Raw genomic sequence first — 26,821 nt, 5'->3', positions numbered from 1 at the left:
AATTACATAATCATACCAAGAGGAAGGAATATTATGAGTTTTCTATCAAGTGTGCTTTATACGTTATCAAACATCAATATGATTTTTTATATCGTAGCATTTTTATTTGGAGGAATCCCTTTTGGTTGGCTTTTGGTTAAAATCCTCTATAAAGTGGATATTCGCGATATTGGCTCAAAAAGCATTGGCGCAACAAATGTCTATCGTGCTGTTAAAGCACTTGATGAGCCCAAGGCAAAGATTCTCTCTATTTTAACAATTATCCTTGATGCAACAAAAGGTTTAATTGTCGTGCTTGGGGCAAAAATCCTAGATGTGAGTTATGAAACACAATGGAGCATTGCTCTTTTAGCCATTTTAGGGCATTGTTATAGCCCCTATCTAGGCTTTAAAGGAGGCAAGGGGGTGGCTACGGCGATTGGTTCTGTCTTATTGCTTATCCCCTGTGAAAGTATTTGTGGTTTGATTATATGGGGCATTGTGGGAAAAGTATTTAAAATCTCCTCTATTTCCTCACTTTTAGGTGTTTTGGGCTGCATTGGATTAACTTTTGTCATTCCTTATGTCTTGCCACTTCCAGATTCCATATCTATTATTCAACAAATTCATACTCACACACCCATAGTGCTTATAGGAGTATTTATCATCTATACACATATCCCTAATATTAAACGACTTTTTAATGGAGAGGAAAATAAAGTGCTGTAATGGAACACATCACACTACATATTGAAAATCTCCTCTGTGAAGCAATCATCGGAGTGCTAGAAAATGAACGACATACACCCCAACAACTCCTTGTAGAGGCACATATTACTTATATGTATAAACAAGAACAATATCTTGATTATACACTTATAAGCGAGATGATTTCTCATCATCTCCAAATAAATGCTTATGAACTTTTAGAATCTGCACTTCTTGGTGTTATTGATGAACTTAAAACACAATTTAATGTAATAACGCGTATCACTTTATGTATCAAAAAACCACAGATTCTCGCTCCACTTATCGTTGGCGCAAGTGTTACAAAGACATTTTAACACGCTGTTTTTACTTTTTTTGCATAAGCTTATTTAAACGATGTTGATTTGCTTCACTTACTTTTGCTCCGAGTTCAATGAGTTTTTGCGCAGCTTGAATTTGAGGTTTGCGCTGAAAGTTTTTACCACTTAGTGCAACATCAAGCGGCGTTTCTCCAGCTTTTAGAGCATCAATAGGCATATCTTTTTGCGTAACGAGATATTCTAAAAGCTCCACATTTCCATCGCGCGTAACAAAATGCAATATATTACCGCCGCCAAAATTGCTCAGAAACTTCTCATCAAAATACAACATAAGCTCTAAAATATTTATATCTCCAAAAGTAACTATGCCATTAGTTTGTGGATATTTAGGATTATTATAAGTTGCGCCTTGAGCGAGTAACTCCCAAAACATATCATAGCGATGATACATAGCGCTTAAATCAAGCGCGCTCACACCATTGACATCATAGATTCTATTTCCCAGCTTAAAAGCTCCTAGAGAAGCATAATCATCAGACATCATTCTATCAATATTAAAACGTGGAGATATTTTTTGTGAGAGAATATCTATATGCCCAGAATCCGCAAGAATAGCCTTAAATACTTTAGAAGAATCAAATACAATAGATACCATAAGAGGCGTAATTTCAATGCGTGGAGAATAAGTTGTATAAAATAAAAAATATCTGCTCCACTCATTGGCATCAAGTATTTTTTTATAAGCACTCACATCATCATTAATAATGGCTTTAAGAAATTTTTGCTCTTTTATACATTGTGAAACCGCATCTTTGTTTTTGTAATGAGAATGTGGTGTAATACCTTTAAGGGTATTCACTTTTTGACAATCTATTTTAAGCAAAGATTGGAGACTTTCTTCAAGGCTTGGTGGGTTATTTATATTCCACTGCTTGGAAAACCACCCTCCAAAAACAAAATTACAAATACAGATGCTCATAAGAATATATCTTTGAAGCATAATTTACTCCATACTTATTTTTTCGTCAATTATAAAGCTTGGAATCATTTAACAAGGTATTATTTAACTTTTATATGAATGTGTCAAATAGTATTTTGATACCTTATAAATGCGTGGATTCTGTGTTTGCTCTCTTCTATGCCAAGCACAGCAAGAGTCTCACATACACCAATGCCTCCACTTTTGCCCAACAAAGCACAACGTAATATCGGCATAAGCTTTCCTATTTTTATTTGACGCTCCAAAGCAAACTGATGCAAGTAAGATTCAATGATGTGTGGATTATCCTCCCACGAAGCTGCATTGAGATTCTCGCACAGCTCATTAAGCCATTGTGTTGCATTTATATCAAGCTTTGAGCGCATTTTTTCATCATAGCTACAAGGTGCGTTCATCACTTCAACAAAACTCTGTGCAAAACTCGCCAATGTATTACATCGGTCTTTGAGTGCAGGATAGAGAATCTCGCGTTTAGATTCTGATAACTTCGCTACCCCAAAATATCCTAAAAGCTCTTCAAGCACAGCATTAGGTGTATGCTTCATATAATGCTGATTGAGCCAAAGTAATTTGTCTTCATTATATGCACTTGGCGAGCTATTAAGCTCATTTGGACTAAAAAGCTCAAGCATTTCTTGGAGTGAAAAAATTTCTTTATCGCCATAACTCCAACCAAGCCGCACAAGAAAATTCAAAATCGCCTCTGGCAAATAACCCATTTTGGCATAATCCATTACACCCATTGCCCCATCTCGTTTGCTTAGCTTTTTCCCTTGAGGATTGAGAATCATCGGCACGTGAAAAAATCTAGGCAAAGCGAAGCCGAGTGCATTATAAATAAGAATCTGCTTTGGCGTGTTGCTCAAATGATCATCACCACGAATCACATCTGTAATACCCATAAGTGCGTCATCTACGGCTACAACAAAGTTATAAGTAGGCGTGCCATCGCTACGCGCAATGATAAAATCATCAATTTCTTTAGCATTAATACTTATATGCCCTTTGATACCATCTATAAACTCTATACTTCCCTCAAGTGGGGCTTTTATTCGCACCACAGGCTCTACTCCCTGTGGAGGTATGCCTGTAAAATCGCGATAGCGATTATCATAACGCGGTGTTTGCTTATTTTTTTCTTGCTCCTTGCGCAATTTATCTAGTTCTTCTTTGCTCATATAACAATAATAGGCTTTTTTGCTTTCCAAAAGCTGCTGAATATATTTTTTATAGAGTTCAAAACGTTGGCTTTGATACACCACTTCGCCATCATAGTTTAACCCCACCCACTTAAATGATTCTATAATCGCCTTTGTCGCCTCCATAGAGTTGCGTGCCAAATCTGTATCTTCAATGCGAAGCAAAAACTTTCCTCCATTTGCCCGCGCATAAAGATAATTAAACAATGCTGTGCGTAAGCCTCCAATATGCAAATATCCTGTGGGTGAAGGCGCAAAACGTGTAACAATCTTATCCATTTTTCCCCTTTATCAAAATTTGTGTCAAGATGTGTGAATAATAAGCGAGGCAAATTGATATTATGGCACAAATCATTAAATACAAAGAGCATTATATATTGCCAAATATCACTCTACTTATGCTACAATACCACAAAATAGGCATTATGAAGGAGCATAGTATGTTTGCAATTACAGGCGGTGGAACAGGCGGACATTTAGCTATTGCCAAAGCACTTGCAGAACAAATCCAAAAAAATAATCAACAAGCGATTTATATCGGCTCACAAATAGGACAAGATAGAGCTTGGTTTGAAAATAGCCCTCTTTTTACGCATTGTTATTTTTTAGATTCAACAGGAGTTGTAAATAAAAAATATATAGGCAAAATCAAAGCTATTTTTAAACAGCTCAAAGCAGCTTGGAATGCAGCAAAGATTCTTAAAAAACACAACATACAATGCGTTATCAGTGTAGGAGGATTTAGTGCAGCAGGAGCTTCTATCGGGGCAATTTTATGCAAAATACCATTTTTTATCCACGAACAAAATGCCATTAAAGGCAAACTCAATGAGATTCTCACACCCTTTGCAAAAGCTATATTTGGTAGCTTTGATAGCAAAAGTAAAAACTTTATTCGCACCTCTTATCCTGTACGTGATGAATTTTTTGCACACTCACGAGTACGAGAAAAAGTAGAGCATTTACTCTTTTTGGGTGGTTCTCAAGGAGCAAAGGGCATTAACGACTTTGCCTTGCAAATCGTGCCAGAATTATTAAAAAGAGGCATTAGCATCGCTCATCAATGTGGAGAAAGAGACTTTGAGCGCGTCAAAAAAGCTTATGAGAATCTTGGCATATTAGATAAAGTTGATATTTTTGCCTTTGATAAAGAAATTGTATTACGCTTACACAAAGCAGATGTCTGCATTGCGCGCTCTGGCGCTTCAAGCTTATGGGAAATGAGCGCAAATGGGCTTATTGGGATATTTGTCCCCTATCCTTATGCAGCAAAAGATCATCAATACCATAATGCTCTATATTTTACCAAACAAGGATTAGGATTGCTCCTTAGAGAATCTGAACTAAATGTGCCACAAGTTCTTGCATTTATAGAATCTTTGCAAAAACAAGAAAATGCATTCAGCGAAAAATCTCATCTGCTAATGAGCAAAATAAAACCTAATGGCGCACAAGAGATTTTAGAACATATCAATCTGATACAATAGATTCTATTGGCTTAAAGATGCGCTATAAGTATTCATTCGCTTGATAATACGTTCTTTATCCTCACCTTGTGCGACAACAGGTTGATAGTTATTGTATGATGTTGCGCCACTAATGCGCACAGGGATAAAGCTATGCAATTCGCTCCATTGAGGCATTTTCCCTATTTGACGCACTTTTTTATTCTCTATAAAAATTAAATCTTTACTCATAGCATCTAATTGTGATGGTGAAGTATTAAACACAAAACGCACTTGATAAATAATACTATCCTTATCGGCAGGATTTTTTGCTCCGCCATATACGAAATTTCCTAAGCTATAAATAATTTTTTTACCCTTATATTCTTCTATGCCCTGCAATACGTGCGGATGATGTCCAATCACAATATCTGCGCCATTATCAATGGCAAATCTGCCTATTTCTTTTTGTGTTGCATTAGGATAATGCTCCCGCTCTTCGCCCCAATGAAATGTAAAAATCACAATATCTGCACCTTTTTGACGCAATGCTGCAATCTCTTCTTTCACTTGCTTTTTAACAGCTACACTCCAACCGCGATGTCCTGCCATACCGATTTTTTTACCCTTGATTTCATAAATACTTAAAATCCCCTCACCGCTGTAAAAAATCTGTGCATTTTTTAGATGTGTTTGTGTATCTTCAAATCCTTTTATCCCATAATCACGTGTGTGATTATTTGCAATATTTACAGCTTCTACACTTCCTTTTTTTAGAATCTTCACATAACTTGGATCGCCTTTAAAAGCAAAAGGTTTAATCAATCTATCACCACTATATGTAGTAAGTGGTCCTTCAAGATTAGCCAATGTCATATCATCATTTTCAAGAATATGTTTGACTTTTGCAAAAAAGTAGCCATAATCTTTTCCTATTTTATTTTCAAAATACCAATTAAGTGTCTCCCCATTGCTTCCATAATAATCTCCAAGCACATTATCGCCCACAAAACTTAAAGTAAGTATATTACTTTGCTTTGATGGTGTGGTTGTTTCTATCTGTGCCATCTTACCACCAAAACAGCCGCTTAAAGCCATAAGCAATGCTCCACATATTAATATATGTCGCCATATACACATATTCTTCCCCTTGTATGTAATATTTTAAGGTTTCCCTATTGGAGATGTATTGTAGCAAATCTTAAATAAAGTTTGCTATACTTTTATTGACCCTTTCATCTAGCTGGCCAAGGATATCACCCTTTCTCGGTGAAAACGGAAGTTCAAATCTTTCAAGGGTCGCCATTAGTTTTGTTTAAGGATAAATTTTGAAACTCATCTCGTGGAATGTCAATGGTTTGCGTGCCTGCATGAATAAAGGCTTTATGGATTTTTTTAATCAAATCAATGCTGATATATTTTGTATTCAAGAATCTAAAATGTGCAAAGAACAAGCTACATTCCGCTTTGAAGGTTATGAGGAGTATTGGAATAGTGCAGAAAAAAAGGGGTATTCAGGCGTCATAATTTTAAGCAAAGCTAAACCTCTTAATGTCGCTTATGATATGGGTATAACTCATCACGATAAAGAAGGTCGCATTATTACAGCAGAGTATCCACATTTCTACCTTGTCAATGTCTATACACCTAATTCTAAACGCGAATTGGAACGACTAGATTATCGTATGGCGTGGGAAGATGACTTTAGAGCATTTGTCAAAAACCTTGAAAAACATAAACCCGTTATTATTTGTGGCGACCTCAATGTAGCCCACCAAGAAATTGACTTAAAAAACCCAAAAACAAATCGCCGCAACGCAGGATTCACAGATGAAGAACGAAATAAAATGACTGCGCTTTTAGATGCTGGGTTTATTGATACTTTCCGACATTTTTATCCCACGCTCACAGGAGCTTATAGTTGGTGGAGTTATATGGGCAAAGCACGAGAAAACAATACAGGGTGGCGAATTGATTATTTTCTCTGCTCCCGTGCCCTTGCTCCTTCTCTTCAAGATGCAAATATTTACCCTCACATTTTTGGTAGCGACCATTGTCCAGTGAGTTTAGAACTTAAACAATTATAAAATAAAGCGGAGGGATATAACAATGAAAACACAGATTCTAAAACTTCTTACGCTCAAACAACTCTACAAACGCGTATCTTGTGGTGAGCAATACACAAACGCATTTTATAATCCTGCTCAACCACAACCTGCTTTAAAAAATAACTTAGAATCTATCATTAAACATTGCTCATTATGTAATCGTATTAAACATTGCAAAGAACCCTCTTTTGGCATTTTAAATCCCCAAAGTCAGCTTTGTTTTATAACCGAAATTCCTCTAGTTGATGAAAAAGGAGTATTTATCCAAAACAAAAGCGCGCTTATGCTTCAAAACATCATTCATAATGTATTCAAACTCCAAATGGGGCATATATCGCTTCTATCGCTTGTAAAATGCGATACACATAATCCCTATCTTGATAAAAGCGATATACTCTCTTGTATGGGTTTTTGCCTTACGCAGCTGCAAAAAATTACACCAAAGGTATGTATTTTACTCGGCAATCAAGTTGCTGAACATATTTTAGGGCAACATTTGGAACATAGTAGAATTTTATGGCACAATAACAAAAAATTTTTAATTACTCATTCACTCAATGAACTTGTGCGCAATCCATCTTTAAAAAAAGAAGCACATAATGACTTTTTAATTGCAAAAGGACAGCTATGATACAAACTTTTCGTTTTAAACTCACCGCATTTATATGTTTTTTTGCATTATTTGCCCTCAATACTTTTGCCAAAAGCTACATCATCTCCCCTCTTCCATTGCCCCAACAAGAAATCATTAATATTGATACACGCAAATGTAGTAATTCGTGCTTGTTTGACTTTTTTGCTAAGGGGCAATTTTTTTCATTTGTCGCTTTTTTTGACCCACAAACAAATAATACCCAATTACGCTCAAAACTTTCAGAAGTCTTAAGCGATTTGGGCATATTTCATCAAATGCTCCCTCCTACATTGCAGGGTAATGCCAAAATAAAACTTGCCCTTTTAATGCCAAAAAAAATCATTGGGCGCTATTCTGCAAGTAGCATTGATACAATTTTGGCTTATCTTATGGCACGTGGAAACGATTTTGTATTTGAGATTTTTGATACAGGCAATGAAAGTGCGGCAAACTTGCGCGATACTTACGCACAAATTACACAAAATGATTATGATTTTGTTATTGCTATCCTTACAGAAAATGGTGCGCAGGAATTTGTTAATCTCAATATAAGCCTCCCCACTTATCTCCCCACTATCAACAAAAAACAAATTAAAAGCAGCGTTATCAGTAAAAACCTTATCTTTGGAGGCATTGATTATGAAGCACAAATTGAACTTCTCCTCTCTCTCGCAGGAGGAAAATCTATTGCTACTTATAATGACAATAGCTTCATTGGGCGTAATTTAGGAAAAATTTTGAAAAACAAAAGCAAACGTGTTATATTTGAAGAAGTTATAGATGCTAAATCAGCCACAACTATTACTCAAAAACTTGGCACATACGGGCGATTTATTGGTGGAAATGCTGTATTTTTCAATACCCCAGTAGTCAAAACAGGACTTATAGCCTCACAACTTGCCCTCTCTAAACAAAAACCAGATAAACTTCTCTCCACGCAGATTAATTTCAATCCTTCACTCCTTCTGCTTATCCAAAAAAGCGAACGCAAGAATTTATTTATTGCAAATATCATCAACAATCAAAATCAGCATCTTGTAGAGTATGCTTCGCTATTAGGAGGAGATTTGCGCTATGATTGGGTAAATTATTCTACTGCCATAGGAGTAGAACAACTCATAGCTTCGCAAATTGCACAAAATAATCGTTTCTTTAAAGAAAATGTGAAAGATTCGCAAGTAGAATATATCAATAAAATCTTTAAGAGTGATACAAAAAATTTCTATGAATATTAATAAAGACTATCCTTTTACATTTCAATCCCACGCTTGCAAGAGTTGCGGGGGAAAGTGCTGCACGGGTGAGAGTGGTTATGTATTTGTGAATATTGATGAAATGCTAGAAATTGCCTCATCATTAGAACTTGATTTTGAAGCTTTTACGCGTTCATATGTGCGCAAAGTAGGATATAGATTCTCACTTATTGAAAAAGCCGATAATGGTGCGTTATCGTGCATATTTTTTGATTCATATACAAAAAAATGCAGTATATACAAGCATCGCCCTAAACAATGTCGCGATTTTCCTTTTTGGGAAGCACATAAGTCCCTTGATAAAGACGCTCTTGCTATCCTTATGCACGAATGCCAAGGCATACGCACTAAAAAAGGAATTAAATGAAATATTTTTTTACTGCTTTATTTATATTGTGTTTTGGTTGTGCCACACTTAGCTATGGAGCATTTGATGAAGATAGCTATTTGTTTGAAGCCATTGAATTTGAAGCACAAAACGAATTTGCTAAGGCGCGTGATATGTATCTTGTATTATATGAGGAAACACGCAAACTTGAATACCTTAAAGAAGCTATCTTGCTTTCTTCTACGCTTGATAATCCCTCTGCCACACTTGATTTTGCCAATGAATATATTGCACAAGGTGGCGCAAAAGATTTAGTGATTCATAAGGTATTTTTAGATTGTTACTTAAAACTAGGGCTGAGTGAGCGCGCACTTGAGGAAGCGAAAATCATTGCTAAAAGTGAAGATTCTCCTCTTTTAGATGATATTTTGGGCTCACTCTATGCTTCAAAAGGTGATTTTAAAGAATCTCTTATAGCCCTCAATCGTGCATATGAACGCACTCAATCACAAGATGTTTTGCAAAAAATAGTTGCTGTGCATCTCACGCAAGGGCACAATAATCAAGCACTCAAAGCATTGGATTCTCATATTGAACAATATGGCTGCATAGGAAATTTTTGTAAATTTAGCATTGAAATTTATACTCGTTTTTCTCAAAGTGCAAAAATTGAGCACATTTTCAAAAGCACTTTTGAAAAAAATCCTACTATTGAAAATGCACAAAATCTTATTCTTATTTATGCTCATCAAAAAAAATTTAAACAAGCCTCGCAAATTGCCAAACAATTCCCATTTAAGCCACAGATTCTCCTAGAACTCTATATCGCACAAAAAGATTATCTTAATGCCTCTAAACAAGCGCGAATACTCTATCAAGAAAATCATAATCCCTACTTCTTTGCATTAGAACAAATTTATATTTTTGAATCTCTAAAAAACAAACAAGATATAAAACAAATAAAAAACATAGCGCAAAATCTCCAAAAAGCTCTTACATTAATGCAAACTCCCCATAAAGATACGCCCAAAGATAGTCGCGTTGATGCTTCATTGCAAAATTCACAAAATAGCGATATGGGCTTTTTTTTAAATTTCTTGGGATATTTAATGATTGATTATGAAATTGATGTCAAAGAAGGAGTAGGACATATCAAAAAAGCGCTTGAAATTTCCCCTCGTAATCCTGCATATTTGGATTCTCTAGCGTGGGGGTATTATAAACTTAAAGATTGCAACAATGCGAAGCAAACTTTCAAACTTATCCCCCAAGATGAGATAAAAAAAGAACAAGAACTCCAAGAGCATAAAAAGCTTATTGAAAGCTGCAACATACACTAAATCACGCTATTTTTATGGAGCAATTCCCCCTCATAAAGAAATATGGAAGGAGTATAATCTATATTTTTTATTGCATCTTTTTTGGCAAAAGAAAGCACAAGATTCTCCTTTGCGCGCGTGATTGCCACATAAAAAAGCCGCCGCTCTTCTTCTAAGCTACCACCTTTACTCATAAGTTTGCGGTTAGGAAATCGCCCCTCCATTAAATCCACTACATATACATTTTGAAATTCTAATCCCTTTGCAGCATGCACACTCAACAAATGCACGCCGCTTCCCTCAATCGCCTCACTTGAGCCTAGAATCATCGCATTTAAAAACTTACCCAAATCATCATAGTTTTTTGATAAATCAGACAAAAGAGTAGTTTTGCGTTTAATAGATTCTAAAGCATTTTCTAAACGCGCCTCATCAATGCTGCCATCTTTGTTTTTTGCGCGTGTGTGGGCAAGAGTGCGCATAATATCTTGAAAAAACTTTGCATTTATAATGTGCAAAATAAGCATTTTTGGATTACGCAATGTATGTATAGAATGAAGCATATCATAAAAATCACTTAAAAATATTGCGCTTTGTTTGTTAAGCTTAGGGTGTTGCAAAATCAGATGAGAGGCAAATTGAGGTGAGATAAACTCATTGAATCTTGCTTGGGATTCTAAGATAAAAAAATCATCAAAAAGCCCCAGTTGTGTATTTTTATTGCGTTGCCTATATGCCTTTATTGCACTATTTGGCTCAAACATACCTTTCAAGCAATTCCCCTCACCTAGCGCAAAAAGTGCTTCATAAATATCTTTTGCTATGGCTTCGCCTATGCCTTTACCATAGCTTAATGTATGAATATACGCCATCATATCGCGTGGATTATGCACTAAAGAACAAATATCAAGCAAAAGCCGAACTTCTTTGGTATCAAAAAAACTTACACTTCCTTTGCGTTTAGAAGGTATATTCAGCTCCCTTAAGCTCGCCTCAATCCCATCGGCACTTGAATTATTGCGAAAAATAATCGCTGTATCCTCATAGGAAAAACCACTTGAAGCAATACGCTTTGCAATCCCTTGATACTGCAAAAAAAGCTCATCATAGCATACCAACTTAGGTGGAGCAAAATCGCCTTGTTTTACCACCTCTAAATGCTTGGGATAAATGCGCTCATTATTTTGGATAACTTTATTTGCAAGATGTAGAATATGTTTGCTTGAACGATAGTTTTTACTTAGTGTAAAAACCCGCGCATCTTTATATTTCTCTCTAAAACTGCTAATAATACTTATATCCGCGCCATTAAAAGCATAAATACTTTGGTCATAATCCCCTACACAAAACAGACTTGGGGCATTAAGTGCATCAAGAATAGAATCTTGTAAGGGATTAGTATCTTGATATTCATCGCACAGCACCTCTTTAAAAAGTGCATTTTGCCTTTCTTTTAATGCTTCTCTATAGAGCAAAAGCAAATCATTATAATCCGCATAATGATGTTGGCGTTTAAGTGCTCCAAATTTTGCCAAAGCATCTTCATAAATTGGAATATAGGGCTCTTGCTGTGGATTTCTTTGTATAATCCATTCTCCAAATCCTCCACCAAAAGCAGAATTGACAAAAAGTGAATAGCTCTCATAAAGATATTGTGCAGAATAAGGATTAACATCATTATTTGCGAAGATTCTCTTATCATAGAGACTTTTAAAAAGCATTTGAAGTTCTTTGGGGGCTTTAAGATGGATATGCTGATGTTCGCGTAAAAAACGATAAGCCACAGCGTGAAATGTGCCAGATTCAATGTTTTTTGCCAAATTTTCACCAAAAATCTTCCCCACACGCGTAATCATTTCGCTACTTGCTTTATTGGTAAAAGTAAGAAGCAAAATATCTTGTGGTGCATAACCCTGATGTAAAAGATAAGCTATGCGCCCTACAATCGTAGCAGTTTTACCCGTGCCAGCTGAAGCAATTATAAGATTATGCCCACTTGATGCGGTGGCTGCCTCTGCTTGTTGAGCATTGAGTTGGGAAAGCGGCATAAGAGAGTGGCTATTTATCTATTGAGTGTTTCTAGAATCTCTTTTGACAAAAACTCTTTTAAAGGCAAAACTTTGCTAAATTGAGGATATTCAGCTACGGGCAAGGTTGTAACTTGGAGTGCGCAAGCATTTGCAGGATTAAATACAAAAGGTGCCATCAGATTCACAACCGAATTTTCAATAGGTTTTTGAAGCACAACCACACAATACACCTCAACCTTATCTCCTCGCGACTCATCTAAGTCAAGTAATCGTTCATCGGCTGTTGGGATAGTAAAAGCGTAATCGCACAATGAAAAAGGATTAATCAGTGTAATCTCAAAGGGTTGTTTCCCATCAAGACCACGTATTTTGCTGAAAGTCTCATCAATTTTTTCTAACTCTATTTTTGTCGCATCAAACCCTAAAATTGGCATCTTTAGCTCATAAGTCATAATCACCTCCATTTATTTTTAGCATTTTGGTATTATAATACATTTATAAAGCAAATTAAATACCAAAAGGCATTTTATGGAGTTCAAAGCACAAGAAAAGCAAGGGCAAAAAAAAGGCTATAATCCACAAGATATAGAATCTAGATTCTATACTATATGCGAGGAGAGAGGCTATTTTGAAATTGAGGGGAATAAATCCCTATGGCAAAGTCCAACACCACAATGTTTTGGTATTATGATGCCCCCGCCCAATGTTACAGGAGTGCTTCACATAGGGCACGCACTTACTTTTACTCTTCAAGATATTATCACAAGATTTAAAAGAATGGATGGTTTTAAAACACTCTATCAGCCCGGTTTAGACCACGCAGGCATTGCTACTCAAAATGTTGTGCAAAAACAACTGCTTGCACAAGGCATAGATAAAGAATCTTTAGGTAGAGACGCATTTATAGCCAAAGTATGGGAATGGAAAGAAAAAAGTGGAGGAGAGATTCTCAATCAAATGCGTCATCTTGGCATCACTCCTGCGTGGTCGCGCTTGCGTTTTACGATGGATACAGGATTGCAAAAAGCTGTGAAAAAGGCTTTTGTGCATTGGTATAATCAAGGCTTCATCGTGCAAGATAATTATATGGTAAATTGGTGCGTAAATGATGGTGCGCTTTCAGATATTGAGGTAGAATATGAACAAAATCAGGGCAAACTTTATTATTTACGCTATCCTATTAAAGATTGCGCTCAGTCTCTTATCGTAGCTACCACGCGCCCTGAAACATTTTTTGGCGATAGTGCCGTAATGGTCAATCCAAATGATGAACGATATAAACATCTTGTTGGCAAAAGTGTGATTCTCCCATTACTTGGGCGTGAGATACCTATTATTGCAGATTCTCACGTTGATATGAGCTTTGGGAGTGGTTGCGTAAAAGTAACACCTGCCCACGATATAAATGACTATGAAGTAGGCAAAAGGCATCATCTTGCGTTTATTACAATTTTTGATGAAAAAGGTATATTAAATGAAAATGCAGGAATATTTGCTGGAGGAGAACGTTTGGAATCTCGTCCTCTTATTGTCCAAAAATTACAAGAAAATGGCTTTGTAGAAAAAATAGAAGACTATACAAATCAAGTTGGAAAATGCTATCGCTGCGGCAATATTGTAGAACCTTATATTTCCAAACAATGGTTTGTCAAAAAAGAAATAGCACATAATGCCATTAAACGCGTCAATAATGGGGAATTGCAATTTTATCCTGCACAATGGCTTAATAATTATAATGCGTGGATGAGAGAGCTTAAAGGTTGGTGTATTTCGCGTCAGCTTTGGTGGGGGCATAGAATCCCTGTATGGTATTGTGAATGCGGTAATAAAGTCGCTTCAGAATCTGATAATCCTATCTGCCCTCAATGTCAAACCACTATCACAAAGCAAGATGAAGATGTGCTTGATACTTGGTTTAGTTCTGGATTATGGGCTTTTAGCACTTTGGGCTGGGGCGATGAGGATACAAATGCTTTGGCAGAATTTTACCCTAATTCATTACTTATCACAGGTTTTGATATTTTATTCTTTTGGGTAGCGCGTATGATTTTAAGCGGAGAATCTTTACTCGGCGCACTACCTTTTAAAGATGTTTATCTTCACGCGCTTGTACGTGATGAAAATGGACAAAAAATGAGTAAAAGTAAAGGCAATATTATTGACCCTATGGATATTATATCCTCTTATGGAGCAGATACACTTCGTTTCACTCTAGCGATTTTATGCGCACAAGGACGTGATGTGAAGCTTTCCACTCAATCTCTTGAAATTTCTAAAAACTTCACAAATAAACTTTATAATGCTACAAATTTCCTTCATATGTATTTGGAACAAATTGGCGGCAAGGAAGCTTTAGAAAAAGGTTTTAGCGATATTACCAATATGCACATAAATACACCGCTTGGACAATATATGCTTATAAGATTTCATACTACTACAAACGAAGTCCGAGCAGCACTTGAAAGTTATCGTTTTAATGATGGAGCAAGCATTCTTTATCGTTTTTTGTGGGGTGAATTTTGTGATTGGGGTATTGAGCTTGCAAAAGCGAGTAAAGATTCTATTTATGAACTAGGAGCAATTTTTAAAGCTGCGCTTATACTGCTACACCCTTATATGCCCTTTATCACAGATGCGCTTTGGCATACGCTCAATGCAAGCGATATACACACTTGTGATTCTATTATGATTGCTCCTTATCCAAAAGCTGTGAAAAAAAATGAGCAAGACTTGCAATTAGAGCAGACATTTGAGATTATTCAAGATGTCATTATTTCTATTCGCCGACTAAAAGCAATGCTTGAGCTTGGCTCTACAAGTGTTGAGTGTATCTTTGTTAAACTCAATGCGCCATTTGAACACTCACTCCTTGAGCAGTTTGTATGCAAACTTGCTAAAGTCAAAACCCTTTGTATCACACAGCAAAAGCCCAAAGACTGCGTAGGAGATGTAAGTAAGCATTGTGAATGTTATATACAACTTGGTGAGATTGATTTGCAAGCCATTAGCACTCGCTTGCATAATCAGCGTCAAAAACTTGAAAAAGAAATCGCCAAACTTCAAGCTATGCTTAGTAATGAAAATTTTATAAAAAATGCTCCAAAGGCTATAATGGAACAAAATCAAAGTGCGTTGTGCAATGCACAAGAAAAATTTGATAAAATTAATGCTGAACTTATTGCACTTGGTTTGCAATCTTAAAACACAAAGGAGAAGAAATGAAAAAAATACTCTTGCTCGCATTATGCTTTTATCTGAGTGGTTGTGGAGATTCTTCACAAAAACAAACTTATTACACACAGCTTGTAGAAGAAGTTGCAGCCCTTCAAGGACAAACAATACAAAATGACACACCCAAAGCGCATACATTAGATTCTCAAGCAAATATATCCGAAGATGCACGCGCGCTTGTCTCTCGTGCGCATACTTCAGGATATGAGCTTATTACGCCAAAAGAACTTTCTTCACACCTTGATGAATATATCATCATAGCCACATTGCCACGAGGTATTTATAATCTCGGACTTATCCCTGAAGCACGACATTTTGAATTTGCCTTAAGTCCATCGCTCAATGAAGATGGGAGCGATTGGAATTGGACAGCTGATGCACTTGGGAGAGCGCAAGAAGATTTTATCAAACTCTTAGGCGAGAACAAAGAAGCAAAAATTCTTTTTTACGATAGTGGGGAAAATATATTCTCCCCTGTGGGAAGTGCGCATTTGGGATTATTATGGGCAAAACATTTAGGCTATACTCATCTTTATCGTCTTATAGGCGGACAAAATGCGTGGAAAGATATGAATCTGCCTCTTAGCACACAAGTGCCACATTGCTGCCAAATGTAAGCATCAGCAATTTAGCTTTATTCATTTGCACATTTTTGAATATTGCGGAGATTATTTGTGAATCTAGCAAAAGGTTGTAACCCTTCTCTACAAGAAATGCAAGCTTTTACAAAAGCTCCCAACTTTAAATGGGAAAAAACACACAAAAAAGGTTATTTTACAAACCTTAATCCCAAAATGCCCCATATCAAACGCGCATCTTTGTGGGAAGTGCTTAGATTCTATCTTTTTAAACCTAAAAATGCTAAGCCCAAATATCCTCTGCCTTTTATAAAAACTGATTTTAAAAGCCTCTATACAAAAAATCCTGCTGTTGTGTGGTTTGGGCATTCATCACTCCTTATAAATGATGAATATTTTAAGATTCTTATTGATCCTGTTTTTAGCTCCTATGCTTCGCCTAAAGCTTGGATTAATCGTGCCTTTGAATCTAATGTCTCTTGGAGTAGCGATGATTTTGAGAGTATTGATGCGCTTGTGATTACCCACGACCATTACGACCATTTAGATTATCCCACAATAATGGCACTTAAAGATAAAGTCAAACACTTTATTGTTCCGCTAGGTGTGGGTTCTCATTTACGCTTTTGGGGTGTGCCATTTACTCAAATTACAGAGCTCTATTGGTGGCAAAGCCTCAACCTCACTCCTTCTATTAAAATCACTTCTACCCCCTCACAACACAGCTCTGGTAGGGGAATACAATGGGATAGGACACTTTGGACTTCTTATGTTTTAGACATAAAAGACAAAAAGATTTTCTTAAGTGGCGATGGAGGATATTACACGCATTTTAAACAAATTGGAGAGAGATTTGGCTCTATTGACTTAGCCATTTTAGAAAATGGACAATATAACCTCGCGTGGCAATATTCACATTCTTTTACGCCTCAAGTTTTTCAGACTGCTCTTGATTTAAAAGCCAAAATGATTATGCCAATTCACTATGGACGATTTGCTGCAGGAAGCCACGCGTGGAATGAGCCACTGAAAAATCTTATTTCTCTCTGTGATACACATTGCTTGCCCATAAGTGTCCCAAAAATAGGCGAGGTGTATGAACTCAATACCCCACCTAAAAGGGAAATATGGTGGGATTTTTAATAAATGAATCTGCACAGCTCTGTCTAAAACCAAAGCAAAACTGCTGACTTTGTTTAGATATGGGCTTATAGAAAATTACTTACGAAGCTCCCTAATACGAGCGGCTTTGCCTCTTCGTGAGCGCAGATAATAAAGTTTTGCTCGGCGAACTCGCCCTATACGCAATACTTCTATATTCTCCAAGCTTTCGCTATACAGCGGAAAAGTCTTTTCTACGCCTATGTTATTTGCACCCATTTTTCGTGTAGTAAAAGTCCTATCAACCCCATTACCACGAATAGAAATGCACACGCCCTCAAAGTGCTGGATTCTTGTTTTATCGCCTTCTTGGATTTTAATCCCCAATCTAAGCGTATCTCCCGCCTTAAATTGTGGCACTTGCTTCTTGCCAATTTGTGCTTCTTGGAAACTCTGAATATATCTATTCCTCATTTTACAACCTTTTGTTTAATTGCTCCTGCTCAATAAAGACACGATAGGCTTGATACAAATCTGGTCTAAAATATTTTGTCTTGCATATCGCTAAGCGTTTTTTTAAGTCCGAGATTTTACTATGATTTCCCTTTGAATACTCTGAAGGCACAGCAGAAAATTTTGTTTTTTGATTAAAAATTTTAGCAAAATTTGGCGCTTCAAGGAGGTAATCCTCAAAACTCTCCCCCAGCAAAGAATCTGCGTTGCCAAGCACACCTTGAATATGCCGCGCAATACTATCACACAACATCAATGCGGGTAATTCGCCTCCTGTAAGGATAAAATCGCCCACACACATTACCTCATCGGCATATTGCTCTATCAAACGTTCATCAAAACCCTCATATCGCCCACAGACAAAAGTGATATGTTTCTTCTGACTCAAGCGCAAAGCATCATCTTGACAAAAAGGCTTGCCACAGGGACTTAAAAAAATAATATGAGAATCTTTTAATGTCTGTAATGCTCTGCCTAGCACATCGGCTCTTAGGACTTGCCCTGCACCACCGCTAATTGGTGGCTCATCAACCTTTTGGTATTTATCACAGGCATAATCACGAATATTCAGTGCTTCCACGCTAATAAGCTCCTTTTGAAGTGCTCTTTTAAGTATAGAATCTGTAAAATAAGATTCTATAAGTGCAGGAAAAAGTGTTAAAAAAGAAAATTTCATAACTTAACTCTGTTCTAAAATACCAAAAGCATTGCGCGTAAAAACACTTTGAGGAGAAAGAGAAAGTACAAAATGTTCAATGTTTGGGATAAAGAATTGTTTGTTTAAACCCTTATCTACAAGTGCCAAATCTGTCTCCACAAGAAGATAATCAAGTGTGCCAATGCGCTCTATGTCTTTGATTTTACCTAGCCTTAACTCTCCATTTTCAAATCTATCGCACACATTCGCACCTATGATTTCTTCCCACAAAAACTCGCCCTCTTTTAATTCACACATAGCCTTGCTTTCCTCAAGCGTAGAATAAAGCTCACAATGGACAAGCTTAGCGGCACTTTCGCGTGAAATATATCCCTCAAACTGCACAAGATTCTTTGCAGAATGAAAAGAGTGAATACAAAGTGTGCCAAAAGATTTTGTATGAAAAGAAGCTTTGGGAACAAAAATTGAAGGAAAATCACTCATAATATGTAGCTTTAATCCCCCATTTACTCCTATAAGACGACCTATTTTAGCAACCAAAAGAAGTGGAGATTGCTGCATTTTATAAATATCTCAATGAGCTTGCACAGCAATTCTATAATTTTTGCCATCTTTGGCTTTGGTGCCAGATATAAAAGTCTTCAAAGAACCCACCATTTTACCATCACGTCCAATCAATCGCCCCACATCTTCAGCATCAGCAAGGATAATTATTTCACAAGTATTATCCTCCATATCTTGCATTTGTATTTGTATTGCTTCAGGTTTATTTGCAATCTTTTTTGCATATTCCCTAATGAAATCTTCAACCATATCTTAACTTCTTTATTTTACTTTGAGGTGAGCTTTGCCACTCTCTCGCTCATTTTTGCACCAACACTTTTCCAATATGCCAACCGCTGCGCATCATATTTGACAAGCACAGGTTCAACCAAAGGGTTGTAATATCCAAGAGATTCTATCCAGCCCCCATCTCGTTTTTTACGCGAATCTGTTACTACGATACGATAAAAAGGTTTTTTCTTGCGTCCCATTTTGGTAAGTCTAATCACTGTTGCCATTTACTCTCCTTAAGAAATTTAACTCTTTAAAAGCCGCATTATAGTTTATTTTGCTTAAATCATCATTATTTTGGTATCCTAAGATTTCCCATCATACTCATAAGCTCCTGCATACCGCCTTTTTGAGAGAGTTTCTTGGCAAATTTCGCAGCTTGGTCAAACTGCTTAATAATCCGATTTATATCGCTCACTTCCAGCCCACTCCCCTGCGCTATTCGTTTGCGCCTTGAGCCATTAAGCAAATCTGGATTCTCCCGTTCTTTTTTTGTCATAGAATTTACCATTGCGCGAATATTTTTAATCTCACTTGATTTGTCTAAATCCACATCTTTAAGCGCACTTGCCATACCTCCAAGACCCGGAATCATTGAAGCAATTGAACTCATTGAACCAAGCTTTTTTACATTTTCAATTTGTGCGATAAAATCCTCAAATCCAAATTGCCCCTTTTTGATTTTTTTTGCTATGCTTTTAGCTTCATCTTGATTAATAACATTTGCTGTTTTTTCTGCAAGCGAAGCAATATCTCCTGCCCCCATAAGACGCGAGATGATTCTATCAGGAATGAAAATGTCAAAATCTGCTACTTTTTCTCCACTTCCGATAAATTTAAGCGGAATACCTATCTGATATGCGATTGAGAGGGCTATTCCACCCTTGCTATCGCTATCAAATTTAGAAAGAATAACGCCATCAATCCCAATCTTTTCATTAAAATGCTGTGCGGAGCGGATTCCATCTTGTCCGCTTAGAGAATCTGCCACATATAAACATTCACTCGCAGCCACTGCACGCTTTATTTCCTCAAGCTCATTCATCAATACTTCATCAATAGCCAATCGTCCTGCACTATCAATAATAACCATATCATAATGCGCTTGAGTTGCCTTTTGCTTTGCTTCCTTTGCCACACATATAGCATTATTTGGCTGACTTGCATATGAAGGGATAAAAATATCTACCTCTATATTTTGCGCAAGTTGAGTGAGCTGCTCAATAGCCGCCAAACGATGTAAATCACACGCTACAAGTAGCACTTTTTTGCCCTTTTGCTTCAGATAAAAAGCAAGCTTAGCACTTGAGGTTGTCTTACCGCTTCCTTGTAAGCCCATCATTATAATGACACTTGGAGGTGTGGGCGAAAAACTTATGCCATAACTTTTTGAAACTTGGAGAATCTTGCTTAGAGATTCTTGAAGTGCATTTATAAAATTTTGTTTGCCAATACCTTTTTCTTTGGTGCGCTGCTGCACTTCCTGTATAATTTGCTTGACTGCCTTATGATACACATCATTTTTTAATAATGTCTTTTTTAACTCATCACACGCCCTTTGCAATGATTTTTCATCATCAGAGAAACGAATTTTATTGATAATGCCCTTAAATGAACTTGTCAGCGTATCAAACACAAAACTCTCCTTCAAATTATAGAATCTCAATACATTTTATATAAGGGAGATTTTATAGAAAAATCACTTTTATTATGCTTTTATTTGCCTCAAATCTTTATAGTTATAGAGATACTTTAATATATTTTAAGGATTATACAATGATGAACTTTGAGCAACATCTGCGAGATAAACACTTAAAAATCACTCCTCAACGCATTGCTACACTTAATCAAATCTATAATAATGGACATATGAGCGTAGAAGAGATTTATGAGCAGATTAAACAAATCTATCCATCTATTTCTCTTGCTACAATTTATAAAAATGTCAATGCGCTGTGCAAAGCAAATATTTTGCGCGAAATCAAAGCACCTAAAGATAAGCAAAAATATGAATTAAGCAGTGATAAGCATTTACACGTATATTGCGAAAAATGTGGCAAATTAGATGATATTAAACTTGATACGCAAACTTTAGAAAAAAATTGTAGTGCAAATAGTGGCTATACAATTTCGGATATTTCAGCAGTGCTTATTGGTATATGCCCAGAGTGCAAAGATGTGTCATAGGCTTATCTAGCCTTTTATATAGCTTGTGCTTTGCATTTTATAACTCATAGCCATTTTGTTTAATCCAGATTCTATAATCTCTACACATCGCGCATAAAAAAGCGCAATATTATCATTAGGAATGTGCAATGCACAAAGCATCATTGTATGCAAAATATGCGAAATGCTGCCTTCAAAAAGTAAGCCTACAAATGGCTCGTTTGCAGATTTTTTAAGAGTGAGGGCATAAAGCATATCAATGCGTTTAAAAAGCTCAACTTTATGAGCAACATTTCTTTGTGTTGCATCTGCTGTTTTACATCCTATGCTTTCGCGTAATGCGTTTAAAATCTCTTCTTTATAGGCTACTATGCTCTCTTGATAGAATCTATAATCATCTCGTGTAAGCACAGCTTGCCTATGAGCAGACATATAGCTTTTGAGTGCCAATATTTGCGCATTTTTATCAATCTCACGCAATGTAAAGTCTTCAACACAAACAGGACGAGCACCGCGGATATATGCACCCTGCCCTAGATTAATCACCAACTTAGGCTTAAATATCCCTATGGCTTTGCTCATCATCGCACTTGAGAGCGAAAAAAGTGCATCAGCATACACTTCGCTCTCTCCATTGCCTTGCACAGCATAAGCATTTTGAGGAATGTTGCTCTCTTCTTCTCCATAAAACGAACCCTGCGCGTGTTTGCTCTGCCCTTTAATATAGCCACAATCAAGCCCGCAAATAAGCACTTCCTCACTTAACAAGCAAGCCAACGCGAATCCTGCATTGCCCACATAGGGTGCGGCAAACTCTACCACACTCTTTACCCCGCCAAAATACGCACTTGCACTCCCTCCACGCATAAATATATATGCCTCTTTCCCGAGAGCAAGCGCATCAGGTTGCACCATATTGCCACATAAAAGCGTGGTTTCGCCCAAAGGAGCAGATTCTAAAACATCTTTAAGATACGAAATCCGCTCAATTTCAATTTGAAAATCAGGCTCAATACCTGCATTCTTAAGTGGTTTGAGCGCAGTGCCACAGCTAAAAATAATCATATTTTTTGCATTTGCTTTGATAAAAGGTAACAGCATATCAAGGCTTGGTCCATTGCCAACAACGCATATAGGGGCATTAACACGCTGTGGCAAGTGCAAAATAGGATAAGATAAATGCGTTTTGTCTATGCCTAAATTGATAAGTGTATTTTTCACGCCTATCATCTCATCGTCAAAGCTCCCCCACCCCCTAGAATTTATTGCATAAGATTCTGCAACACTCTCTTGCACAGCCTGCAACTTAGGGCTATCATACAAGCATAATTCGAGACGCAAAAAGTTATTTGTGATTCTTCTTTGTGTAAAATAATTTTGGACAAATTCCTTATGTAATAAATCCTTGACAAATACATAGCACGAACGCTCACTTACACGCTCAAACAACAAAGGATAATCCACAAAATAAAGTGAGATTCTAAAAAAATCTATATGCTCCTCAAAAAGCAATAAAGAGTGAAAATGATAGCCCTCTTCAATCAAAAATTGCAAAAACATACCCCCAAGCAATCCAAAAAGCGTCATATTTGGCAAAAAATGTGAAGGGAGATGAAAGCGATTTGCCCCACCAAACTCATTAAGCATCATATCAATCATAGGATTACAAATCCCCGCAGTAAGTGCTAACTTTTCCTCATCAAGCTTATGGAGAGCAAGACGATTTGTATGCAGAGTATAGGCTGAATTATTCAACGGATTGAGTGCGAGGGCAAGATTTTGCTCTATCATTGTATGCTCAAGTTTCTTCCCTTTTTTGCGCGTGGGATAGACAAAATTCTTAGTCTGCACATCAATGATATTTAAATCTTCACCATTGCAATACACATTATACTGCATAGGAGGGGATTTGAGCTCTTCAAACAGCTTGGGATTGATTAAGCTAAAAAAATCCATATTAAGCGCATAACGTTTGGCTGTGTAAGATTCCAAAAAATGCAATGCGCCACTTTGGCAAATAGCCCGAAGACTTGTGGCAGTTTGCGTTTGCGCTTTATGTGCATTATCCATATATGTTATAGCACCTCTGCACGTCCATTTTTCATCACCACCAAATCCTCAATTCGCACACCAAATTCTTGTGGGAGATAAATACCGGGCTCAACAGAAAACACCATACCATCTTCTACACATTCCTCACTTAAGCGTGAAATGCGCGGTAATTCGTGTATATCAAGCCCCACGCCGTGTCCTGTGCTATGCACAAAATATGCGCCATAGCCACTTTTTTCAATAATATTACGCGCCAGAGCGTCTATTTGCTTACCACTCATACCACTTCTTGCCTTTGAAATAGCTTCCTCTTGGGCTTTTAAGACAATATCATAGATTTTTTGATGTTTTGCTTTCTTAAATTTTTGCTTTTTGCCAAAATGTATTTCGCCTCTGATTGCGGCTGTGCGTGTCATATCCGAACAATATCTTTTGTATTTAATGCCCGCATCAAAGAGCAAAATATCATTTTTTGCTAGATGACATTTTGGATTAGGCAAAGCGTGAGGTTTCACACCATTAGCGTTAATGCCCACTATGGGCTCAAAGCTTAGCTCATATCGCCCAAAATCACTTAAAAACTGCATAGCCTGATAATGCAGTGCCTTTTCACTCGGGGCTTTTTTAAGAATCTTGTTTAAATAATTGCCAAAGTGTTTAAATGCCCTCTTATTAAGCTTTTGTGATGTTTGAATAAGGGTGATTTCTTGCTCATTTTTGCAGATTCTAAGCTTCTGGTGGAAATTCTCTTGAGGGATAAGTTCGCATTTATGTGTTTCAAGCGCATTTTTGAGCTTTTCATACATCTGCACGCTTAGCTCTTGCGGGTTAAACACTATTTTGCGCACATTGAGCTTATGCAATACATCTTGCGCACTTTGGATAAAATTTGTAGATTCTATCACTTCGGTGTGGGGAGCGCATAATTCTTTGGCTTCAAGGGTATAGCGAGAATCTGTGATAAAAAATCTGCTCTCCTCCACGCGCACAACTAGTGCATTATCGCAGCTAAAGCCACATTCGTAATATTGCGCACTCTCATTGAGACTAAGATAGGGCAAAGAGCTAGAATCTCTCATAACTTAGGCGTTTTGATTATTTTGTTGTGCTTTGAGAGCTTGGATTTCATTGGCAATTTGCAAGATTCCCATAAGGGCTAAATGATAACCAAACGCGCCAAAACCTGTAATCACTCCCGCACTCACTGCGCCTGTGTAGCTTTTGGAGCGATATTCCTCTCTGGCGTGTATATTACTAATATGCACCTCAATCACAGGCACACCGCAGCTCGCAATCGCATCGGCAATGGCGATAGAGGTATGCGAAAAAGCAGCAGGATTAATCAAAACCCCTGCATATTCCCCACCGATACATTCTTGGAGCTTATCAATAATCTCGCCCTCAAAATTGCTTTGAAAAAACTCTAGCTCTGCATTATTTTGCTTGGCTTGGGCTTGGAGATTGTTATGAATCTGCTCTAGTGTGAAATTTCCATAGATATGTGGCTCGCGATGCCCTAAGATATTGAGATTTGGTCCTTGAATGACTAAGATTTTCATTTATGCTCCTTAAATGATAGAATCTGCTTAGATTCCTTTAAAGCGCACATTATAGCGAAATTTGTGAAATAAAGATAAACTTCGCTTCTTGGACTACCACTTCAATTGACCTGTTCTATTTGGATTTTTCAACACACTTTCTACATCATTCATATCTTTAATGTTTAAATCACTCCCATAGAGATTACAAATACGATTTAATCCCTCATATATTGCATTATCATCAGCATTTGCATAAGCTTTTTGATAATCTGCAAAAGAAGATTCTAAACTCATTAATCGCTCCTTATGTGTAGATTCTATAAGCTGCTCTAGCTCTTCTCTTTTTTCAATGAGTGTTGGAAGATTTGCTGCAACAATATCGGCTATTTCTTCTGCTCTAAGCTTTGCTTTATCTCTTGCAGCAAAAACCCAAAAGATTGTATCAAGGGCTAAATCTATGCTTCTATGAGTAACCACAACCGCAAAAGCTCCCGCAACAATAGCAAAAATAGGTGTAAATGGTAAAAGTGGAGGTGCTACACTCATTAAGATTGGTTTTAAACTTTCCTCTAATGCCAAAGTGCTGACAACCCACGCAGCAGAAAAAAGAGATTTTAAGATTATCCCTAATAATTCTCTTAGGCTTGATACCTCTCCTTTAAAATAAGAAACAATGCCACTATGAATAGACTTTGCAGCCTCACGAATCTTATCCCATATAAGCCTTAAGCTTCCAGCTATGCTTCTAAAAATCTGCCCGACAATACCCACAGCTACATCAATAGCACCAAATCCAGCTCCTCTGCCAAATGTCGCTTGAAAAGATTCTATTGTCTTTTGTAAAAGCCTTTTAATGCGCTTTAATATGGAAGTCTCTGTGCCTATGCTACCTTTAAACATATCCTTAATTTCCCATATTATGCCATTAGCAAGAGTTGCTAGGGCTGCGATTAAAGCATCACTAAACCCTGCTTGAGCTATATGCCCACTTGCTACGATACTTTGTGTTACTACCGCAGTTGTTCTTGGATTCTCACAAAAAAAGCGATTGCACAGGTTGTTTGCATTGAGTTTTTCTAGGGCTTTCTCTGCCTTTGCTGCCTTATCTACTACTTTAACATCATTGGGATTATTTTTGCCTTTCTCAATCATTTGTTCTAAATTCTCTTTATGCTTTTTGTAATCATCAAAAGGCATTTTGAGCTCATCTACTGCCGCATCTCCCTCTAAATACCTATCCTTAAGCAAACCCTCTGTATTTTTAATCACTTTGAGTTGCGCAGTCTTTACAACATTGCCATTTTTATCAAGTGTTACCGAATCAGTGGTATTATGATTTTTAGTCGGTAGATTCCCCAATTTTTCAAAATCCATATTTTTCACTTCATCGGCATAGTATGCCATAATATGCTCATATTTTTCTCTATCTTTTGGATTGAGATTCTTAATATCCTTGCCACTTGCGTTTATTTCTCGCACATTTTTAATATCTGCGAGAGTATCAGTCGTGTAAGTTTTATTGCCATTGAATAAAGAATCTTTGATATTTTGCTGCCCTATATCAATCTCTTCAAAAGTTTGCCCAAAATATTTATCATTCTTTTTATGAGTATTATATGCCTTAAATGTATCTTGTGTAGCCCTTACTGAAGCGCCATAAGCTTCATAAGAGCAAAAGCTAAAATTCACAGGCAGATTAAAAATATTCAGCCCAAATCTTGCCAAAGTCTGTGTGCCAATTTCATCAATCACTTCTTCATAGAGTGCTTTTGTCGCCATTAAGTCTCCTTATTTTGAAATTTAAAGCAAAGATTCTTGTATCTT

At 36.9% G+C, this 26,821-nt stretch carries 27 protein-coding genes and 1 tRNA gene; 13 read left to right on the top strand and 15 right to left on the bottom strand.

What is annotated here, in order from left to right; genetic code table 11:
* The first annotated feature begins 33 nt into the window (after positions 1-33).
* Both plsY and OQH61_RS03885 read left to right on the top strand, forming a co-directional pair.
* Positions 34-708: a glycerol-3-phosphate 1-O-acyltransferase PlsY gene (gene plsY, locus OQH61_RS03890; protein ID WP_266025984.1), complete on the top strand. Its 675-nt coding sequence runs from the start codon at positions 34-36 to the stop codon at positions 706-708.
* Positions 708-1,043 (top strand): dihydroneopterin aldolase, encoded by a 336-nt coding sequence (locus OQH61_RS03885; RefSeq protein ID WP_266025983.1) that lies wholly within the window; start codon positions 708-710, stop codon positions 1,041-1,043. Before plsY ends, OQH61_RS03885 begins: the two co-directional genes overlap by 1 nt.
* Positions 1,044-1,053: 10 nt before the next feature.
* Here the strand turns inward: OQH61_RS03885 and OQH61_RS03880 are convergent, their stop codons facing one another.
* Both OQH61_RS03880 and gltX read right to left on the bottom strand, forming a co-directional pair.
* A complete protein-coding gene (locus OQH61_RS03880) occupies positions 1,054-2,007 on the bottom strand; it encodes an ankyrin repeat domain-containing protein (protein ID WP_266025982.1) in 954 nt (317 codons plus the stop codon).
* A gap of 83 nt (positions 2,008-2,090) precedes the next feature.
* Positions 2,091-3,485 (bottom strand): glutamate--tRNA ligase, encoded by a 1,395-nt coding sequence (gene gltX / locus OQH61_RS03875; protein ID WP_266025981.1) that lies wholly within the window; start codon positions 3,483-3,485, stop codon positions 2,091-2,093.
* 146 nt (positions 3,486-3,631) lie between these two features.
* Here gltX and murG point away from each other — a divergent pair, with 146 nt between their 5' ends.
* Positions 3,632-4,693: an undecaprenyldiphospho-muramoylpentapeptide beta-N-acetylglucosaminyltransferase gene (gene murG / locus OQH61_RS03870; protein WP_266026136.1), complete on the top strand. Its 1,062-nt coding sequence runs from the start codon at positions 3,632-3,634 to the stop codon at positions 4,691-4,693.
* Positions 4,694-4,696: 3 nt separating this feature from the next.
* On the opposite strand, the gene OQH61_RS03865 is transcribed toward murG, so the two are convergent.
* On the bottom strand, positions 4,697-5,791 hold the full coding sequence (locus tag OQH61_RS03865) for a CapA family protein (protein WP_266025980.1): 1,095 nt from the start codon (positions 5,789-5,791) through the stop codon (positions 4,697-4,699).
* 88 nt (positions 5,792-5,879) lie between these two features.
* Here OQH61_RS03865 and OQH61_RS03860 point away from each other — a divergent pair.
* The 6 genes from OQH61_RS03860 (at position 5,880) to OQH61_RS03835 (ending at position 10,314) form a co-directional block, all read left to right on the top strand.
* A tRNA-Glu gene (locus OQH61_RS03860) sits at positions 5,880-5,956 on the top strand.
* 23 nt (positions 5,957-5,979) lie between these two features.
* On the top strand, positions 5,980-6,738 hold the full coding sequence (locus OQH61_RS03855; RefSeq protein ID WP_266025979.1) for an exodeoxyribonuclease III: 759 nt from the start codon (positions 5,980-5,982) through the stop codon (positions 6,736-6,738).
* A 22-nt stretch (positions 6,739-6,760) separates the two neighbouring features.
* Complete coding sequence (locus tag OQH61_RS03850; protein ID WP_266025978.1) at positions 6,761-7,390, top strand: uracil-DNA glycosylase family protein; 630 nt, start codon at positions 6,761-6,763, stop codon at positions 7,388-7,390.
* A complete protein-coding gene (locus tag OQH61_RS03845) occupies positions 7,387-8,628 on the top strand; it encodes a hypothetical protein (protein WP_266025977.1) in 1,242 nt (413 codons plus the stop codon). The genes OQH61_RS03850 and OQH61_RS03845 overlap by 4 nt, the downstream gene beginning before the upstream one ends.
* Entirely contained in the window at positions 8,618-9,013 is a 396-nt protein-coding gene (locus tag OQH61_RS03840) for a YkgJ family cysteine cluster protein (RefSeq protein ID WP_266025976.1), read from the top strand. The genes OQH61_RS03845 and OQH61_RS03840 overlap by 11 nt, the downstream gene beginning before the upstream one ends.
* On the top strand, positions 9,010-10,314 hold the full coding sequence (locus tag OQH61_RS03835; RefSeq protein ID WP_266025975.1) for an ATP-dependent nuclease: 1,305 nt from the start codon (positions 9,010-9,012) through the stop codon (positions 10,312-10,314). The genes OQH61_RS03840 and OQH61_RS03835 overlap by 4 nt, the downstream gene beginning before the upstream one ends.
* On the opposite strand, the gene OQH61_RS03830 is transcribed toward OQH61_RS03835, so the two are convergent.
* Positions 10,311-12,341 (bottom strand): ATP-dependent helicase, encoded by a 2,031-nt coding sequence (locus tag OQH61_RS03830; protein WP_266025974.1) that lies wholly within the window; start codon positions 12,339-12,341, stop codon positions 10,311-10,313. The genes OQH61_RS03835 and OQH61_RS03830 overlap by 4 nt on opposite strands.
* Before the next feature lie 14 nt (positions 12,342-12,355).
* On the bottom strand, positions 12,356-12,775 hold the full coding sequence (fliW, locus tag OQH61_RS03825) for a flagellar assembly protein FliW (protein WP_011115772.1): 420 nt from the start codon (positions 12,773-12,775) through the stop codon (positions 12,356-12,358).
* 76 nt (positions 12,776-12,851) lie between these two features.
* On the opposite strand from fliW, the gene OQH61_RS03820 reads away from it, so the two are divergent.
* From OQH61_RS03820 to OQH61_RS03810, 3 genes are read left to right on the top strand one after another with little or no spacing between them, the layout of a single operon-like run.
* A complete protein-coding gene (locus tag OQH61_RS03820) occupies positions 12,852-15,524 on the top strand; it encodes a valine--tRNA ligase (protein ID WP_266025972.1) in 2,673 nt (890 codons plus the stop codon).
* 17 nt (positions 15,525-15,541) lie between these two features.
* Complete coding sequence (locus tag OQH61_RS03815; RefSeq protein ID WP_266025971.1) at positions 15,542-16,171, top strand: rhodanese-like domain-containing protein; 630 nt, start codon at positions 15,542-15,544, stop codon at positions 16,169-16,171.
* A 57-nt stretch (positions 16,172-16,228) separates the two neighbouring features.
* Entirely contained in the window at positions 16,229-17,275 is a 1,047-nt protein-coding gene (locus tag OQH61_RS03810; RefSeq protein WP_266025970.1) for an MBL fold metallo-hydrolase, read from the top strand.
* A 75-nt stretch (positions 17,276-17,350) separates the two neighbouring features.
* Here the strand turns inward: OQH61_RS03810 and rplS are convergent, their stop codons facing one another.
* From rplS to ffh, 6 genes are all read right to left on the bottom strand, one after another.
* A complete protein-coding gene (gene rplS, locus OQH61_RS03805; RefSeq protein ID WP_266025969.1) occupies positions 17,351-17,707 on the bottom strand; it encodes a 50S ribosomal protein L19 in 357 nt (118 codons plus the stop codon).
* Between the two features lies 1 nt (position 17,708).
* A complete protein-coding gene (trmD, locus tag OQH61_RS03800; RefSeq protein ID WP_266025968.1) occupies positions 17,709-18,422 on the bottom strand; it encodes a tRNA (guanosine(37)-N1)-methyltransferase TrmD in 714 nt (237 codons plus the stop codon).
* A gap of 3 nt (positions 18,423-18,425) precedes the next feature.
* Positions 18,426-18,965 carry a ribosome maturation factor RimM gene (gene rimM, locus OQH61_RS03795; protein ID WP_266025967.1) on the bottom strand — a complete coding sequence of 180 codons (540 nt, stop codon included), beginning with the start codon at positions 18,963-18,965 and terminating at the stop codon, positions 18,426-18,428.
* A gap of 12 nt (positions 18,966-18,977) precedes the next feature.
* Complete coding sequence (locus OQH61_RS03790) at positions 18,978-19,217, bottom strand: KH domain-containing protein (RefSeq protein ID WP_266025966.1); 240 nt, start codon at positions 19,215-19,217, stop codon at positions 18,978-18,980.
* A gap of 17 nt (positions 19,218-19,234) precedes the next feature.
* A complete protein-coding gene (gene rpsP, locus OQH61_RS03785) occupies positions 19,235-19,465 on the bottom strand; it encodes a 30S ribosomal protein S16 (RefSeq protein ID WP_266025965.1) in 231 nt (76 codons plus the stop codon).
* 65 nt (positions 19,466-19,530) lie between these two features.
* Positions 19,531-20,874 (bottom strand): signal recognition particle protein, encoded by a 1,344-nt coding sequence (gene ffh / locus OQH61_RS03780; protein ID WP_266025964.1) that lies wholly within the window; start codon positions 20,872-20,874, stop codon positions 19,531-19,533.
* Between the two features lie 140 nt (positions 20,875-21,014).
* On the opposite strand from ffh, the gene OQH61_RS03775 reads away from it, so the two are divergent.
* Positions 21,015-21,425 carry a Fur family transcriptional regulator gene (locus OQH61_RS03775; protein WP_266025963.1) on the top strand — a complete coding sequence of 137 codons (411 nt, stop codon included), beginning with the start codon at positions 21,015-21,017 and terminating at the stop codon, positions 21,423-21,425.
* A 6-nt stretch (positions 21,426-21,431) separates the two neighbouring features.
* Here OQH61_RS03775 and OQH61_RS03770 read toward each other — a convergent pair whose 3' ends face one another.
* The 4 genes from OQH61_RS03770 to OQH61_RS03755 all read right to left on the bottom strand — a co-directional run bounded on the left by OQH61_RS03770 (position 21,432) and on the right by OQH61_RS03755 (position 26,776).
* Complete coding sequence (locus OQH61_RS03770) at positions 21,432-23,474, bottom strand: 6-hydroxymethylpterin diphosphokinase MptE-like protein (protein ID WP_266025962.1); 2,043 nt, start codon at positions 23,472-23,474, stop codon at positions 21,432-21,434.
* A 5-nt stretch (positions 23,475-23,479) separates the two neighbouring features.
* On the bottom strand, positions 23,480-24,535 hold the full coding sequence (locus OQH61_RS03765) for a M24 family metallopeptidase (RefSeq protein WP_266025961.1): 1,056 nt from the start codon (positions 24,533-24,535) through the stop codon (positions 23,480-23,482).
* A 3-nt stretch (positions 24,536-24,538) separates the two neighbouring features.
* Positions 24,539-25,015: a type II 3-dehydroquinate dehydratase gene (gene aroQ / locus OQH61_RS03760; RefSeq protein ID WP_266025960.1), complete on the bottom strand. Its 477-nt coding sequence runs from the start codon at positions 25,013-25,015 to the stop codon at positions 24,539-24,541.
* A 93-nt stretch (positions 25,016-25,108) separates the two neighbouring features.
* Positions 25,109-26,776, bottom strand: coding sequence for a hypothetical protein (locus tag OQH61_RS03755; RefSeq protein ID WP_266025959.1), 1,668 nt, complete (start codon positions 26,774-26,776; stop codon positions 25,109-25,111).
* Between the last annotated feature and the right edge of the window lie 45 nt (positions 26,777-26,821).

The sequence above is a fragment of the Helicobacter sp. MIT 21-1697 genome, from assembly GCF_026241255.1.
GTDB lineage: Bacteria > Campylobacterota > Campylobacteria > Campylobacterales > Helicobacteraceae > Helicobacter_C.
This window is presented reverse-complemented; position numbering and strand designations above follow the sequence as displayed.

Coding starts and splice junctions, on each gene's coding strand:
- plsY (WP_266025984.1), top strand. CDS start 34: ATGAGTTTTCTATCAAGTGTGCTTTATACGTTATCAAACATCAATATG.
- OQH61_RS03885 (WP_266025983.1), top strand. CDS start 708: ATGGAACACATCACACTACATATTGAAAATCTCCTCTGTGAAGCAATC.
- OQH61_RS03880 (WP_266025982.1), bottom strand. CDS start 2,007: ATGCTTCAAAGATATATTCTTATGAGCATCTGTATTTGTAATTTTGTT.
- gltX (WP_266025981.1), bottom strand. CDS start 3,485: ATGGATAAGATTGTTACACGTTTTGCGCCTTCACCCACAGGATATTTG.
- murG (WP_266026136.1), top strand. CDS start 3,632: ATGAAGGAGCATAGTATGTTTGCAATTACAGGCGGTGGAACAGGCGGA.
- OQH61_RS03865 (WP_266025980.1), bottom strand. CDS start 5,791: ATGTGTATATGGCGACATATATTAATATGTGGAGCATTGCTTATGGCT.
- OQH61_RS03850 (WP_266025978.1), top strand. CDS start 6,761: ATGAAAACACAGATTCTAAAACTTCTTACGCTCAAACAACTCTACAAA.
- OQH61_RS03845 (WP_266025977.1), top strand. CDS start 7,387: ATGATACAAACTTTTCGTTTTAAACTCACCGCATTTATATGTTTTTTT.
- OQH61_RS03840 (WP_266025976.1), top strand. CDS start 8,618: ATGAATATTAATAAAGACTATCCTTTTACATTTCAATCCCACGCTTGC.
- OQH61_RS03835 (WP_266025975.1), top strand. CDS start 9,010: ATGAAATATTTTTTTACTGCTTTATTTATATTGTGTTTTGGTTGTGCC.
- OQH61_RS03830 (WP_266025974.1), bottom strand. CDS start 12,341: ATGCCGCTTTCCCAACTCAATGCTCAACAAGCAGAGGCAGCCACCGCA.
- fliW (WP_011115772.1), bottom strand. CDS start 12,775: ATGACTTATGAGCTAAAGATGCCAATTTTAGGGTTTGATGCGACAAAA.
- OQH61_RS03820 (WP_266025972.1), top strand. CDS start 12,852: ATGGAGTTCAAAGCACAAGAAAAGCAAGGGCAAAAAAAAGGCTATAAT.
- OQH61_RS03815 (WP_266025971.1), top strand. CDS start 15,542: ATGAAAAAAATACTCTTGCTCGCATTATGCTTTTATCTGAGTGGTTGT.
- rplS (WP_266025969.1), bottom strand. CDS start 17,707: ATGAGGAATAGATATATTCAGAGTTTCCAAGAAGCACAAATTGGCAAG.
- trmD (WP_266025968.1), bottom strand. CDS start 18,422: ATGAAATTTTCTTTTTTAACACTTTTTCCTGCACTTATAGAATCTTAT.
- rimM (WP_266025967.1), bottom strand. CDS start 18,965: ATGCAGCAATCTCCACTTCTTTTGGTTGCTAAAATAGGTCGTCTTATA.
- OQH61_RS03790 (WP_266025966.1), bottom strand. CDS start 19,217: ATGGTTGAAGATTTCATTAGGGAATATGCAAAAAAGATTGCAAATAAA.
- rpsP (WP_266025965.1), bottom strand. CDS start 19,465: ATGGCAACAGTGATTAGACTTACCAAAATGGGACGCAAGAAAAAACCT.
- OQH61_RS03775 (WP_266025963.1), top strand. CDS start 21,015: ATGATGAACTTTGAGCAACATCTGCGAGATAAACACTTAAAAATCACT.
- OQH61_RS03770 (WP_266025962.1), bottom strand. CDS start 23,474: ATGGATAATGCACATAAAGCGCAAACGCAAACTGCCACAAGTCTTCGG.
- OQH61_RS03765 (WP_266025961.1), bottom strand. CDS start 24,535: ATGAGAGATTCTAGCTCTTTGCCCTATCTTAGTCTCAATGAGAGTGCG.
- aroQ (WP_266025960.1), bottom strand. CDS start 25,015: ATGAAAATCTTAGTCATTCAAGGACCAAATCTCAATATCTTAGGGCAT.
- OQH61_RS03755 (WP_266025959.1), bottom strand. CDS start 26,776: ATGGCGACAAAAGCACTCTATGAAGAAGTGATTGATGAAATTGGCACA.